This is a genomic window from Verrucomicrobiota bacterium (genome assembly GCA_037139415.1).
GTDB lineage: Bacteria > Verrucomicrobiota > Verrucomicrobiia > Limisphaerales > Fontisphaeraceae > JBAXGN01.
The window spans coordinates 16,764-29,418 of the sequence record JBAXGN010000093.1 but is presented as its reverse complement, the minus strand read 5'-3'; the positions used below and the strand labels follow the sequence as shown (position 1 = coordinate 29,418).

At 58.8% G+C, this 12,655-nt stretch carries 12 protein-coding genes; 7 read left to right on the top strand and 5 right to left on the bottom strand.

The window, feature by feature from the left end; all coding sequences use genetic code 11:
• Positions 1 to 216 precede the first annotated feature (216 nt).
• Both WCO56_16705 and WCO56_16700 read left to right on the top strand, forming a co-directional pair.
• The gene (locus WCO56_16705) at positions 217 to 855 is read left to right on the top strand and encodes a fibronectin type III domain-containing protein (GenBank protein MEI7731217.1); all 639 of its coding nucleotides are present in this window, start codon (positions 217 to 219) and stop codon (positions 853 to 855) included.
• A gap of 146 nt (positions 856 to 1,001) precedes the next feature.
• Positions 1,002 to 1,343 carry a hypothetical protein gene (locus WCO56_16700; GenBank protein MEI7731216.1) on the top strand — a complete coding sequence of 114 codons (342 nt, stop codon included), beginning with the start codon at positions 1,002 to 1,004 and terminating at the stop codon, positions 1,341 to 1,343.
• 113 nt (positions 1,344 to 1,456) lie between these two features.
• Here the strand turns inward: WCO56_16700 and queD are convergent, their stop codons facing one another.
• The 3 genes from queD to WCO56_16685 are packed head-to-tail and all read right to left on the bottom strand — an operon-like array spanning position 1,457 to position 4,356.
• Complete coding sequence (queD, locus tag WCO56_16695; GenBank protein MEI7731215.1) at positions 1,457 to 1,819, bottom strand: 6-carboxytetrahydropterin synthase QueD; 363 nt, start codon at positions 1,817 to 1,819, stop codon at positions 1,457 to 1,459.
• A 21-nt stretch (positions 1,820 to 1,840) separates the two neighbouring features.
• Positions 1,841 to 3,199, bottom strand: coding sequence for an acyl-CoA reductase (locus tag WCO56_16690; GenBank protein ID MEI7731214.1), 1,359 nt, complete (start codon positions 3,197 to 3,199; stop codon positions 1,841 to 1,843).
• Complete coding sequence (locus WCO56_16685; GenBank protein ID MEI7731213.1) at positions 3,196 to 4,356, bottom strand: hypothetical protein; 1,161 nt, start codon at positions 4,354 to 4,356, stop codon at positions 3,196 to 3,198. The genes WCO56_16690 and WCO56_16685 overlap by 4 nt, the downstream gene beginning before the upstream one ends.
• A 212-nt stretch (positions 4,357 to 4,568) precedes the next feature.
• Between WCO56_16685 and WCO56_16680 the strand changes: the two genes are divergently transcribed.
• Positions 4,569 to 4,940, top strand: coding sequence for a hypothetical protein (locus WCO56_16680; protein MEI7731212.1), 372 nt, complete (start codon positions 4,569 to 4,571; stop codon positions 4,938 to 4,940).
• A gap of 28 nt (positions 4,941 to 4,968) precedes the next feature.
• On the opposite strand, the gene WCO56_16675 is transcribed toward WCO56_16680, so the two are convergent.
• On the bottom strand, positions 4,969 to 7,548 hold the full coding sequence (locus tag WCO56_16675; protein ID MEI7731211.1) for a prolyl oligopeptidase family serine peptidase: 2,580 nt from the start codon (positions 7,546 to 7,548) through the stop codon (positions 4,969 to 4,971).
• 136 nt (positions 7,549 to 7,684) lie between these two features.
• On the opposite strand from WCO56_16675, the gene WCO56_16670 reads away from it, so the two are divergent.
• The 4 genes from WCO56_16670 (at position 7,685) to WCO56_16655 (ending at position 12,023) form a co-directional block, all read left to right on the top strand.
• A complete protein-coding gene (locus WCO56_16670; GenBank protein ID MEI7731210.1) occupies positions 7,685 to 8,041 on the top strand; it encodes a (2Fe-2S) ferredoxin domain-containing protein in 357 nt (118 codons plus the stop codon).
• A gap of 65 nt (positions 8,042 to 8,106) precedes the next feature.
• Positions 8,107 to 9,810, top strand: coding sequence for a DUF4038 domain-containing protein (locus WCO56_16665; protein ID MEI7731209.1), 1,704 nt, complete (start codon positions 8,107 to 8,109; stop codon positions 9,808 to 9,810).
• Positions 9,811 to 9,939: 129 nt separating this feature from the next.
• Positions 9,940 to 10,320, top strand: a complete 381-nt coding sequence (locus tag WCO56_16660) for a response regulator (GenBank protein MEI7731208.1) — start codon at positions 9,940 to 9,942, stop codon at positions 10,318 to 10,320.
• Positions 10,321 to 11,510: 1,190 nt separating this feature from the next.
• A complete protein-coding gene (locus WCO56_16655; protein MEI7731207.1) occupies positions 11,511 to 12,023 on the top strand; it encodes a hypothetical protein in 513 nt (170 codons plus the stop codon).
• A gap of 113 nt (positions 12,024 to 12,136) precedes the next feature.
• Here WCO56_16655 and sixA read toward each other — a convergent pair whose 3' ends face one another.
• Positions 12,137 to 12,610 carry a phosphohistidine phosphatase SixA gene (gene sixA / locus WCO56_16650; GenBank protein ID MEI7731206.1) on the bottom strand — a complete coding sequence of 158 codons (474 nt, stop codon included), beginning with the start codon at positions 12,608 to 12,610 and terminating at the stop codon, positions 12,137 to 12,139.
• Positions 12,611 to 12,655 lie beyond the last annotated feature (45 nt).

The following is a 12,655-nucleotide window of genomic DNA, read 5'->3' as shown; positions in this document are numbered from 1 at the left end:
CAACAAAAAACAAAACAAAAAAACATTTACACAATTATATTTACAAAACCCACTTGTCAGATCGCTAAATTTATGAAAAATATATTTCTCAGAAATTCCGGCATGTTGCCGGGATGTAACATAGTAGCAAAATGTATGGAACACCCGCGTTACGGGCAGGTCAAATACGGTCATTTTCGATGGGCATCGCTCGGGCCGGTTTACACAGTTACAGTTATGGCTAAACTCATATTAAATTATTCCAAATTAAACGATGGCATGTATGCAAGTAAAACGCTCAGCATTGTCAATGGGCTGACGGGCAATTCGCATTTTCCGCTGCCGTGGCCGGCGGATTTTCCGACGCTGGCGGCGCTCACCGCCAAACAAAAGTCCTTTGCCGACGCGGTGACGGCGGCAGAGGACCGTGATAAGGGGAAAATATCCGCCCGGAACGCGTTGCGCAAGGAATTGCAAGCGATGGTGCGCGATATTGGCCGTTATCTTCAGACCAAGTCTGGCGGCGATCAAACCATCCTGGAAAGCACTGGTTATGATTTGGCCAAAGCGCCCGTGCCGAATCCCACGGTGCCCGACGCGCCGCTGAATTTAAAGGTCGTTGGCGGTAAGCTGCCCGGTTCGGTGGTGGCCAGCGCGAAGAGCCCGCGCGGGGCGCGCTCGTTCGAGGTGCAATATTGCCTGGGGGATACGTCCGTGCCCGCCAATTGGAAGGTCGGCGCGCGGCCCGGCACTTGCAACAAAATCAAGTTTGGCGGCCTGGAGCGCGCCAAGGATTATTCGTTCCGCATCTGCGCCTTTGGCAAAGACGGCCCCGGCCCGTGGTCGGATGTAATCGTGTATATGCTGAATAAATAGGAACAGATCATCACCAAGCCACGGCCCCTTTCGCATTGACCCGCGGGGCCTTTTTAGGGATGGTCGGCACCATGAAAACCAACTGGCCACCGGAAACCATGAACGAAAAGGGCGTTCAAGAATATTGATAGGCATCACTACGCGCTGTGAAATTTATTCGCAAAGACAAAAATGTCACGGCATCGGCACTGTTTGGCGTCGCAGCCATTCAGCTTTTCATCGCAGGCATCGACTGGTTACTTCACGGCTTCCAGTTTGACCGGTTTGGCTGGATTGATTGGTTCTTCCCGCTCAGCGGAGTTATCTACATAGCGTTAGGAATTGCTGCTCGCCGGATTCGTCTCTTGGCGGCCATTATCGGCAGCGTGCTTTACGCCGCGTTTCTTGTGGGGATTTCGGACCAGGAGTTTATCTTCTGGATTCCCGCCGGGATTCTTTTACTAGTCGCAGTGGTGTCGGCGCTGAAGCGTCCGCCGCCAGAGACGTGAGATTGACTATGACTGTGCTGCCTAACATGCGCTCCAGCGAACCCGGCCACAGGCATTTCGCATTGACCCGAGGGGCCTTTTTATGGATGGTCAGCACCATGAAAACCAGTCCACTACTCCCCGCGATAGACGCAGCGGGCGGTGCAGGTTTCGGCGACGACGACTTCCACGAGCAGCGGCAGCTTGGGCTTTAGGCGTTGCCAGACCCAGAGGGCCACGTTCTCGCTGGTGGGGTTTTCCAGGCCGGGGATCTCGTTCAGGTAATGGTGATCCAGCTTTTCCCAGAGGGGTTTGAAGGCGGTGGAAATATCCGCATAGTCCATGACCCAGCCGAGCCGGGGATCGCACTCGCCGGCCACGACGAGTTCCACCTGGAAGCTGTGCCCGTGCAGGCGGCGGCATTTGTGGGTTTTGGGCAGGAGCGGCAGCAGGTGCGCCGCCTCGAATTGAAAGGTTTTTCGCAGTTCAAGTTTCATAGGTTCAATGGTGTTCGGGCCTCAGCGTTCCCAATTGGTCCAGGTGACCAGGTCCCCGAGGCTGGGCCGGCCGTCATGCCGCCAGAGCAGCGGCGGGTTTTGCATCTGCCCCAGCGGGCAGACGCGGGTGACGCCCCAGCGGGCCAGGTCCGTGGCCAGCCGTTGCGCCTCGCCGGACAGGGCGGCCAGGCCCACGGTGGAGACGCAGCCCAGCACGCGGTCCGCCCCCTGCAACGCCTCGGTGAGGTGTTCGACGGCTTTGACGTAAACAAACCGGTTGAGGCACGAGGTTTGGAAGCGGGCATCTTCGTCGTACACCACCGTCCACGCGGTGGATTGTTCGCTTTGCCAGAGCTTGGTCTCGACGGAATGGGCGGCGCGCACTTCGTAGAAGGAGCGCCGGGTGGCGATGGCGGCGGCTTCCTCCAGGGAGATGGCCCGCCGCGGCTCGCGCCGCTCCAGGCGCTCGAGTTCATCCGCCAATTGCGCCGCGAAGGCCTCCGGCGAGGTGGCGCCGCCGCGTTCGACGTAGAGGAGGTGCGGGGAGAGGCACCCCTGCTGGTCCCAGGCCGCCACGTCCAGGGCGGCATCCGTCACCAGGGAACGGTCCGCCGAGTTCAGCGCGCCCTTGGAAATGTAACCGAAGCTCACCTTGTGCCCGTAGCCGAGGAAGCGTTTGCGGGCATCGAACCGCCGCCGCAGGGCGGCCACCGTCTCATCGGAGCCGGTCACCGTCAGGCAATCGGCCTCGTGAAAGAGCACGTCCTCCAGCGCGGCGTGGCCGCCGGTCCATTCGGCCAATTCCAGGCACGCGCCCAATTTGGGTTCCAGCTCGTAGAGCGAATGGGCAAAGACGCGCGGGATGAAGGCGTCGCCGGTGGCGAGCTTGACCACTTGCGCCGAGCGGGTGAGCAAGCCCAGGATCATGCTCAGCATGGCGGGCACGGGAATATTGCCGGCGGTGATGTGCAGGATGAATTCCGGGCCTTGCGCCAGGGCGGCCTGCCCGTGTTTCTCCTCCACCTCGGTGGCCGCCAATTGATCGAGCCGATTCGCCTGCCCGAGTTCCTGGACCAGCAGGGCGTTGAGTTTTTCCGCCGTGATCTGCCGAAAGAATGCATCCAACCCGCGCGCCAGCGTGCCCCGGGAATACCCCGTCGCCGCCGGGCCTTCCGCCAGCGCCAGTTGCCGGAAGGAATAATCCGGCTCGAGCCAGTTGCGGGCCAGCTTGTCGAGCGCCTGGACCAGGCTGGCGGTGCTGCGCGGGACGAGGTAGCGCTCGCGGTTGCGTTTGAGCGTGCGGCACGCCTCTGCCATCATCGCGCCGGTGAGTTCGGCGCCGGGCGGCAGATCCACGAGATAGAAATTGGGGAGATTCATGGGTTCATATCCTTGATCATGAGTGAACAGCCTCGCGGCTCCAGCGCGCCGACCCGGCCCAACAGTTCAAAGCCCTGGCCGCGCCGGATTCCCAGGTCGCCGGTTTGGATGGCCGCCACGGAATACAGATTGGCGAGGTCGAACAATTGCACGATGCCCCCCTGCCCCTCCGGGACTTCCTGGCCGCTCTCCGGCGAAGTGATCCGGACGCGGCACCACGGCGGGAACTGATAGACGCGCGCTCCGTCCGGCGACGGGGCCGCCACCGTGGCGTCATACGCCTGCGAGCCCAGCTCGCACATCCCGTATTCGCCGATAATCTGCGCGGCGGGCACGCCGAGGCTGCGGGAAATACCCGCGTGCAGTTCCGCCTTGGACACTTCCCGCGAGCGCCCTTTGTAGCCGCCGGTCTCCATGACGCGCGATCCGGGCGCCAGCGCCAGCCGGAGGTCGTGCTGCGCGAAATAATCCAGCAGATGCACGAAATTAAACGCCGTGCCCAGCAGCACCACCGGCTGGCGGCACTCCATGGATTGGCGGAGCGCCGCCAGCAGACGCTCCGGGTCCAACTCCCATTCCCCAGCGGACGCCACGCATCCGCAGCATTGCGACTCCGGCGCGCCCAACCGGCGCATCACCGTTTCCACCATGTGGACCAGCGAAGAATGCGGGGCCAGGTTGCCCGGCGGAGTCAAGGAGACCAGCAGAAGCTTACGATCCGCAACCGGAGACGCCGCCTCAGGCAACAGGTGGCGGGCAAACCACGGCTCCAATGACGCCTCATACAACGCCAGCGAGGCCGCGCAATGAAAGTGCCGGCTGGGTTGCTGCGCGGAAGTGCCGCTGGAATGGAAGACGCGGGCGCGGTCTTCCGGCAGCAGGCACGTGAAATCCAACTCCTTGAAGGCAGCGGTGGGAATGGCAGGAATCCGGCCCCAAGCCTGCACTTCCCCGGGTTTAATCCCGCGCCTTTGGCAGACGACGGCGTAGGCTTGATTGTATTGAACCTGCAACGCAAAGGCCGCCAGCGCCAATTCATTGAAGACCCGATCACACTGCGCCGCAGTTTCTCCAGTCGTTAAGGGATGCGCGCAACAATGCGCGATGAACTCGCGAATGCGAGTATCGAGGGCGGCGAATGCAGTGGCTGTCTTCATGCGGTTTTGCGTTTACATCTCGGACATTAAGCCCGGCTGGTTTTCCGCGACAGCCGGGGCAGAGAATCTTTCATAAGACGGCACGCGCGTCAATAGCGCGCCGAGCGCAACAACCACGCGAAGCGGGTCAGGAGAACGGCGCTTCAGGTTTTTGACATTGATGGGCGGCGGGCTTGCATGTTCCATTTCCCCTGTTACTCTTTCGCCACGGCATGGATGCATATCTAAAAGGCGTTTGCCAAATGTGCGGCGGACATATCGAGTTCCCGGACCACGCGCTCGGTACGACCGTTGCCTGTCCCCATTGCGCAAAAACAACCCGGCTCAAACCGTCCGATTTACCGCTGATTGAATCCCCGGCGGAAGAGAAGTTGCTGGCAGCCCTGCCTGCGGCGTCAACGGAAGAGGATCATCCGTTCCGCAGGCCGGTCATCAAACTGGCTTTTTTCGCCTTGGTGCTGGTGCTCGTTTTGGTCGCCATGATTGTGGCGGTCAATCATTTCAGCAAGCTGGCCACGCAACGCGCCATCCAACATCCGCAAACCGCGCCACCGCCCGTCACCAACACCAGCCCGGTAAGGTAAATCCGAGCGTCGAGGCCCCAGTTCCAAATTACTTTACCCTTGGCTCCACACCCAACAGGTGGCGCACGAAGAAGTCCATGCGACGGCGTTGGCCATACGGGCTTTCGGCGATCCCATGTCCGCCGCCGGGCACTACCAGCAAATCAAAATCCTTGTCGGCCTTGATCAAGGCATTGACCACCTGCATGGTGCTCGCAGGGTCCACATTGTGATCCAGCTCCCCGACCACCAGCAGCAACTTGCCTTGCAGTTTATGCGCCTGGGTGACATTCGACTGCTCCTCGTACTGTTTACCCACCGGCCAGCCCATCCAGAGTTCGTTCCACCAGATTTTGTCCATGCGGTTGTCATGGCAGCCACAGTCCGCCACGGCGGCGTGGTAAAAATCCCCGTGGGCCAACAGCGCGCGCAATGCGCTTTGTCCACCCGCCGATCCGCCATAGATGCCCACCCGCGACAAATCCAGATACGGATACTTGGCCGCCGCCGCCCGCAGCCAGGCGATCCGATCCGGGAACCCGGAATCCCCCAGGTTTTTCCAGCAGACATCATGGAATTTGCGCGAGCGGAAATTGGTGCCCATGCCGTCGATTTTCACCACGATGAAACCCAGTTCCGCCAGTTTTTGTGCGCCATAATAGGCGTGAAAATCCTTTGGCACAAACGCCCCGTGCGGTCCGGCGTAGATCTCCTCGATGACGGGATACTTCTTCGCCGGATCAAAATTGGTCGGGCGAAAGAGGACGCCGTAAATATCCGTGGCACCGTCGCGCCCTTTGGCCACGAACCGTTCCGGTGCCCGCCAGCCGCCCGCCAGCAAACGGCTCCAATCGGCCTGTTCCAGTGCACAGACCAGCCCACCATCCCCCGCACGCCGCAACTCATTTACCGGCGGCAAATCCACCCGCGACCAGGTGTCCAATAAGTACTTTTTGTCCGGGGAATATTCCACCGCATGGGTGCCGTCGCCTTCTGTCAATATCACCAGCCCGGTGCCATCGAAATTCACCCGGCAGTAATGAATATAATAGGGATCTTGCCCCGCCCGGATGCCGCCCGCCCGAAACCAGATTTGGCGCTGCTCCGCGTCCACTTGCTCCACACCCCGCACCACCCATTCGCCGCGGGTGATCTGTTTTTTAACCTGGCCCGTGCGCGCGTCATACAGATAGAGATGCGCCCAGCCATCGCGCTCCGACATCCAGATCAATTCCGAGGAGGCATCCAGCCAGTGGGTGTAGAGCTTGTGCGGATAATCCACAAAGGTTTCGCTGCGCTCCTCGATCAGGGCGCGCGGGCTGCCGGTGGCCGCGTCCACCGCGATGAGGCGCACCACTTGATGCCCGCGCTGATTGTACAGGAACGTAAAGCGGCTGGAGTCCGGTGCCCAGCGGATTTCCGTGATGCTCCAACTGTTGGTAAACAGGGCCTCCTTCACCGGTATCTGCCGGCGGGCGGCCACATCAAATAATTGCGGACGCGGTTGAGCGATGCGGTCGCCGGGTTTCAAATAGTCCAGCGTCTGCACCTTCGGTTGCACCTGGTCTTTCGGGGACGACTCCACCAAGGTCACCTTGTGCTCCTGGGCTTTCAGGGTGCGCGCCACCACGAGCTTGGCGGCATCTGGCGACCAGAACCACTCGCCGCCATAGGCATCCTGTTCATTGCCATCCTGGCTCAGGGCAAATTCCTCGCCGCCCCCCTTTGCCCGCAGATGCACGTTATAATTCTTGATGAAGGCCACCCACTTGCCGTCCGGTGAGTCTGGTCCGCTCGGTCGTTCGGGTTTGGCAACGGGTTTCGGCTCCACCTTCGGAGGCGTACCGTCAATCGCAGCGATGCCGGGCTCGCGCACCGCCTCAAACACACCCAGTTGTTTTCCGTTCAACCCGGTCACCAGCCAGACATGGCCGGAAAAGGTGTGCTGGGTTTGCGAGGTGCCCGCACGGATTTTGCCATAGGCCTTGCGCTCGCCATTCGTATCAATCCAGTACAAGGAAATTTCACCGCTGGTGTGATTGACAAACGTCAGCGTGGTTTCCGATCCGGTGCTGCGGCTGGGATGAACCTTCAACCCGGCTGGAAGGTTGGCTTTAAGTCGTCCATCGTCATTCAATGCCAGCAATGCATACGAACCCAAATCGCATTGCCAGAGTTTGTCCAGTGCGCGCAGCAACAGGGTCTTCCCGTTCTCGCTGATCTCCAGGTTTTCCACCGGCAGCCGGCTGGGTTTCACCTCTTTGCCGGTGGCCTTGGCCAGTGCGGCAGCCAGCCGGGCATGATCGAATGCCGGGGCGCGCACGCCTTTCGCGGCGTCCACCAAAACGAATTCCAGCGCATTATCCGGCAGTTCATTGCGGTACCAGAACCGGGTGTTACCGGCAAACCAGTGCGGCACCACCCGGCTTTTAGAGACTTGGTTGCGGGTTAGCTTTTCCAGATTGGCAGCCCGCTCGTAATCGGCTTTCGTGCCTTGGGCGGGAACGGATGGTGCCATGGAAAGCACGGTCATTCCAGCCGTCACGACTACCAGGCGAATGAGGAACGACCTCATTGCCGGACGACGAATTTCGAGTTGTCTCAATTTACCAATCAGCGGAGCGCTCATGCGCCCGGTGTACCATGATTCAAAATGATTGAACATGAAAAACAGGCGCCTGGCATGAATGGTTGGGATGCTCATGAATCAATGAGGCGAGAAAAGATTTGAATGACGCCCACTCCCAGCGCACCTTAGCACTGTAATGACAACGCCATTGGAATCGGCAGTGACCAAACTGGGGCTGCACAGCTACCGGCGGCATATCTTCTTGTGCGCCGATCAAACCGAAGCAAAGTGTTGCGGCAAGGAAGACGGCTTGAAATCGTGGGAATATCTCAAGCGTCGGCTGAATGAGCTGCACCTGGCGTCCGGCCCGGAACCCACGATCTGCCGCACCAAAGCCAATTGCCTGCGCGTCTGCGTGCAAGGCCCCATTGCAGTGGTCTATCCAGACGGTGTTTGGTATCACTCCTGCACCCCCGAGGTGCTGGAACGCATCATCCAGGAGCATCTTATCCATGGGCGCGTGGTTGAAGAGTTTGCGTTTGTCGGAAAATGAATTCAACGCGTTAAATACAATTTTCTCACCTTGACGCCGGGCCGGCATTGATTTCCAATGGCTCCATGAGAACAACGAGTTTTCTGAACTGGTTTGGGACGAATAGAAATAAGGTGGTCTGCCTGTTGAGTGGGCTGGTGGCGCTTATCGCGCTCGCTGGTTGCGCCACCAAACTGGAGGGACCGCTCGTATTCAAATGCGGCCGTTTTGAACGCGAACTCACCAGTGTCATCCCGTACAACAACCCGGTGCAATCCGTCACGCTGACGGCGACGTTCACCTCGCCGCTGGGCGAGAAATTCAAAGTCTATGGCTTCTGGGATGGTGGATTAACCTGGCGCGTGCGCTTCAGCCCGAACCAGGCGGGCACTTGGACCTATCGCACCGAATGTTCCGAACGCGCGGATTACGGCCTGAACCAGATCGAGGGCCGTTTCATCTGCACCGCTCCCTCCGGTCTCACCCGCTTCACCCAGCACGGCCACGTCAAGGTCTCCAACAACCATCGGTACTTGACGCATGACGATCTCACGCCGTTCTTCTGGCTGGCCGATACCGCGTGGAACGGGCCGTTGCGCTCGACGGACAAGGAATGGCCGGCCTATTTGGCCACCCGGGTAAGCCAGAATTTCTCTGCCATTCAGTTTGTCGGCACTCAATGGCGCGCCGCCCCCGATGGCGATATCAACAACCAGAAAGCCTATGCGGGACAGGAAACCATTTATATCAACCCGGCCTTCTTCCAACGCCTGGACCGCAAGGTGGATGAGATCGGCCAGGCGGGACTGCTCGCCGCCCCAGTGTTATTATGGGCCATCCAGAGTGGTTCCAACCCGAATGTGAATCCGGGCGTCTCGCTCCCCGAGGATCAGGCCATCATCCTGGCTCGATACATGGTCGCCCGCTGGGGTGCCAACCCGGTTTTATGGATTCTCGCCGGTGACGGTGATTATCGCGGGGAAAAATCGGAAAAATGGAAACGCATTGGCCGCGCGGTGTTTGGGGACATTTATCACGCCCCCGTCTCGTTGCATCCCGGCGGGCGCATGTGGGTCATGAATGACTTCCAAAATGAACCATGGCTGGATCTCTGCGGCTACCAAAGCGCGCATAACGAACAGCCGGAAAATCTGAAATGGATTACCAGCGGGCCACCCGCCACCGATTGGAATAAATCCCCCGTCCGGCCTTTCCTAAGCCTGGAAGCGCCCTATGAAAACCATCATGGTATGGATGGCAAAGCCATGAGCGCAGACGTGGTACGCCGGGCGCATTACTGGTCGTTACTGAACGCGCCGACGGTGGGTGTCACCTATGGTGCGCACGGGATTTGGGGCTGGGACGATGGCTCCGCCCCGCCAGTGGATCATCCGCGCTCCGGGACCCCACTCCCCTGGCCGCAAGCACTCCAAATGCCGGGGGCCGCCCAAATGAAATTACTGTCCGAATTCTTCAACTCAATTGACTTCAGCCGGTTGGTGCCGGCACCAGGGTTGCTGGCGGTGCAACCAGGCGTTGCCGACGCCACCCATTACATCGCCGCCGCCATGACGGACCGGCAGGATTTGGCGGTCGTCTATGTCCCGGCGGATACCATGGTCCAGCTAAAACCCGCGGTGGTAGCCGGCATCAAGAATTCAAAAATGACATGGTTCAACCCACGTACCGGCGAGCGTCATCCGGCAACTCCGACCGTCAGTGCCACCGCCTGCCAAGTCACGACTCCAGGCACTGGTGACTGGGTATTACTCATCCAAGCAAACCGGTAATGTCCATACCATGTTTCAATCCACCAATCACCATTACCGGATTTCCAGGTTGGCAAACCAATGATTCGGAGCTACCATAAACTGACCAGCGGGATATTAGTGCTGGCAATGCCTGTTTAGGAACGGGATATGAAAAAGCGAGTATTACTGGTGGATGACGAGGAGGGGTTTACCCGCCTGTTGAAGTTGAATTTGGAGCGCACCGGACAGTACGAGGTCCGGGTGGAAAATTGGGGTGGGGCCGCCGCTCCGACCGCCAAAGAGTTCAAACCCGATATTCTGCTCCTGGATGTCATCATGCCCCAAATGTTTGGCGGCGACGTAGCCACCCAGTTCAAGGCCGACCCCGAACTGCAACATGTGCCGATCGTTTTCCTCAGCGCCTCTGTAAAACGTCAACGAGTCGAAGAGCATGAAGGAGTGATCGGCGGTTATCCCTTCATTGCCAAACCCGCCCCCTTGGAAACCGTCATCGAAAGCATCGAAAAATTCGCGCTGAAAAGGGAGTAGAAGAATAAACTGTGAAATCCTCCCGCCGATTTGTCCTGTAGTACTATAATCCTTTGACTTCGGAGTTACCCGCCAGTTGACGATGATTGTTACGTCGTCGCCCGTTTTGAAGAAGCCCCTACGCTCAATCATACATTACATGTATCCGGCGCTCTGGGATATGTGTCCAACGGGAAAAAGTATGTGTCCGTCGCTCTACGACATGTATCCGGCAAGGAAAAGTATGTGTCCAACGGGAAAAAACATGTATCCGGCGGTGCGCGATATGTATCCGGCGAGTGAAGTATGTGTTCGGTGGAAAAAAGTGTGTGTCCGGCGCTCTGGAGTATGTGGTCTGGCGAGAAAAAGTATGTATCCGGCGGTCCGGGATATGTATCCGGCAAGAAAAGTATGTGTCTGGCGGTCTCGGATATGTGTCTGGCGGGCCGGGATATGTATTCGGCGTGAAAAAGCATGTGTTATTTTTGAAAAGACACATGCTTTACGACAAAAAACACAGGCCTTAGCACCAAAACCATCGGCTTTACCATCTGCAACACACTCATCAATAGCGATTTATCTAAAAATCTAGCTTCAAACCTCAAAAATCGCCAAAAATGCCCCAAACCCAACTTTAACGGCAGGCGTTAAAGTAAACTCTGGCACCACTTCCGGGATGCAGTTGGGTTTATTGGGCGGCTTTCCAGAGGTCATGCCCCGTTCCCCTCATGACCACTCCGGCTAAATTCTGCCAATCCCATTCGGGATTGGAACCCCAAACCCAGCCGCCCTGAACGCGGTTGCGGCAATTGGGACGCCGGAAATTTTGGAGTGCGGTGGCAACTGCCGGGGGAATAGGGACGGCAGGCGACACCGCTTTGGATGAGGACCCATGCATGAGCGGAAACCTGCTGAATTTTAATCCCGCAGGCTCCGTGGCGCGAATGGGTCGTGAAAACCCATGGCTTGGGCGCGCTAATCCAAAACGGCGTCGCGGCCCCTTCGCCCCGCCTTGCCGCCGTACTCCAAAAATGGTGCACTTCTCCCGTACGACCCGCATTCCGCAATCCGAATTGGCTCATTCGCCGTTGCACAGCACACGACGGTTTGAATGCTAATGTCGGGCACGGATTCGCTGGCAAAAGCAAATCCCGCTTGCCACGCGATTGACTTCACCCGGCGCGTGCGTATGGTTTCCGCATCGGCAAGATATGCATGCGCGCGAACAATTGCTCCGGCGGCGGATTTGCTGGATGACCTGGATCATGATCCTGGGGTTGGCGGTGGCCGGCCTGACGGCGATCCCGTTGGAAACCGAGTTGGCCTGGGTCGCCCGTGGGCTGGGAGTGTCCGCGCCCAGCGCGGTCCCGGTGTCCGGCTTAGCCGCCTGGATCGGCCATGTGTACCAGGCGTTGCACGCGACCAATACGCATTATCCATTTCTTTCGTACGGCTACGATTGGCTGGCGTTCGGGCACGTGGTGATTGCCATCGCGTTTGTGGGTGCCCTGCGCGATCCGGTGCGCAACCGCTGGCTGTTTGATTTTGGCATGATCGCGTGCGTCCTGATCATTCCCTGGGCGCTGGGCTTTGGCTCGTTGCGGGGGATTCCCCTCGGGTGGCGCGTGATTGATTGTTTATTCGGCATTTTCGGCCTGATCCCGCTGTGGATCGCCCGCCGGGATGTGCAGGAGTTGGAGCGCGGCGGCAACGGCCTTCTGTAATTGATCAGCACTTCGACATCAAAGGCCGCCTCAATGCGCGCCCATTGGCGGCGCAACACGGGATTGGTCTCTTGAGCGTGCTGATAAAATTTATGCAGAAGCTGGGTCTGCCGCTAGCGCAAAACCTTGGGTGAAATAAATAACTTCAAGGTGGCAGGGGTTGGTGGCTCCCATTCCACCATCGCCAACGCGCCCTTGGCAAGGTTGACGGAAAAGGGGGATTGCATCCCCAACAGTCTCGCCACCTGTTCGGTCATGGAGGGGTTATGCCCCACGAGCAGGATGTGCTCGTGCTCTGCCTGGCTGCGTAGCCAGGCGTCAAATACGCGGGGCGCGACCTCGTTGAGCAACTGCTGGGTGATTGCCAGCAGGGGGCGACCGGGTTGGTTGGTGAGGGGCAAAATCAGTTTGGCGGTCTCGACTGCACGGACGAGTGGACTGCTGAATGCCGTGTCGAATTCAATTCCCGCATTCGCCAGGAACCGCCCGATCAGCCGGGCCTGCTTGCGGCCCTTATCGGTCAACTGCCGGGCCGCGTCATCGAAACCGTCTTCCGCCTCTGCATGGCGAACAAAGTAAATGCGCATGACCTACCGGTACGCCATTCCACGAGTTTCCGCAAGCGCAAGACA

Excerpts from the sequence above, each read along its gene's own strand:
- WCO56_16705 (MEI7731217.1), top strand. The coding sequence starts at position 217 with ATGGCTAAACTCATATTAAATTATTCCAAATTAAACGATGGCATGTAT.
- queD (MEI7731215.1), bottom strand. The coding sequence starts at position 1,819 with ATGAAACTTGAACTGCGAAAAACCTTTCAATTCGAGGCGGCGCACCTG.
- WCO56_16690 (MEI7731214.1), bottom strand. The coding sequence starts at position 3,199 with ATGAATCTCCCCAATTTCTATCTCGTGGATCTGCCGCCCGGCGCCGAA.
- WCO56_16685 (MEI7731213.1), bottom strand. The coding sequence starts at position 4,356 with ATGAAGACAGCCACTGCATTCGCCGCCCTCGATACTCGCATTCGCGAG.
- WCO56_16680 (MEI7731212.1), top strand. The coding sequence starts at position 4,569 with ATGGATGCATATCTAAAAGGCGTTTGCCAAATGTGCGGCGGACATATC.
- WCO56_16675 (MEI7731211.1), bottom strand. The coding sequence starts at position 7,548 with ATGAGCGCTCCGCTGATTGGTAAATTGAGACAACTCGAAATTCGTCGT.
- WCO56_16670 (MEI7731210.1), top strand. The coding sequence starts at position 7,685 with ATGACAACGCCATTGGAATCGGCAGTGACCAAACTGGGGCTGCACAGC.
- WCO56_16665 (MEI7731209.1), top strand. The coding sequence starts at position 8,107 with ATGAGAACAACGAGTTTTCTGAACTGGTTTGGGACGAATAGAAATAAG.
- WCO56_16660 (MEI7731208.1), top strand. The coding sequence starts at position 9,940 with ATGAAAAAGCGAGTATTACTGGTGGATGACGAGGAGGGGTTTACCCGC.
- WCO56_16655 (MEI7731207.1), top strand. The coding sequence starts at position 11,511 with ATGCATGCGCGCGAACAATTGCTCCGGCGGCGGATTTGCTGGATGACC.
- sixA (MEI7731206.1), bottom strand. The coding sequence starts at position 12,610 with ATGCGCATTTACTTTGTTCGCCATGCAGAGGCGGAAGACGGTTTCGAT.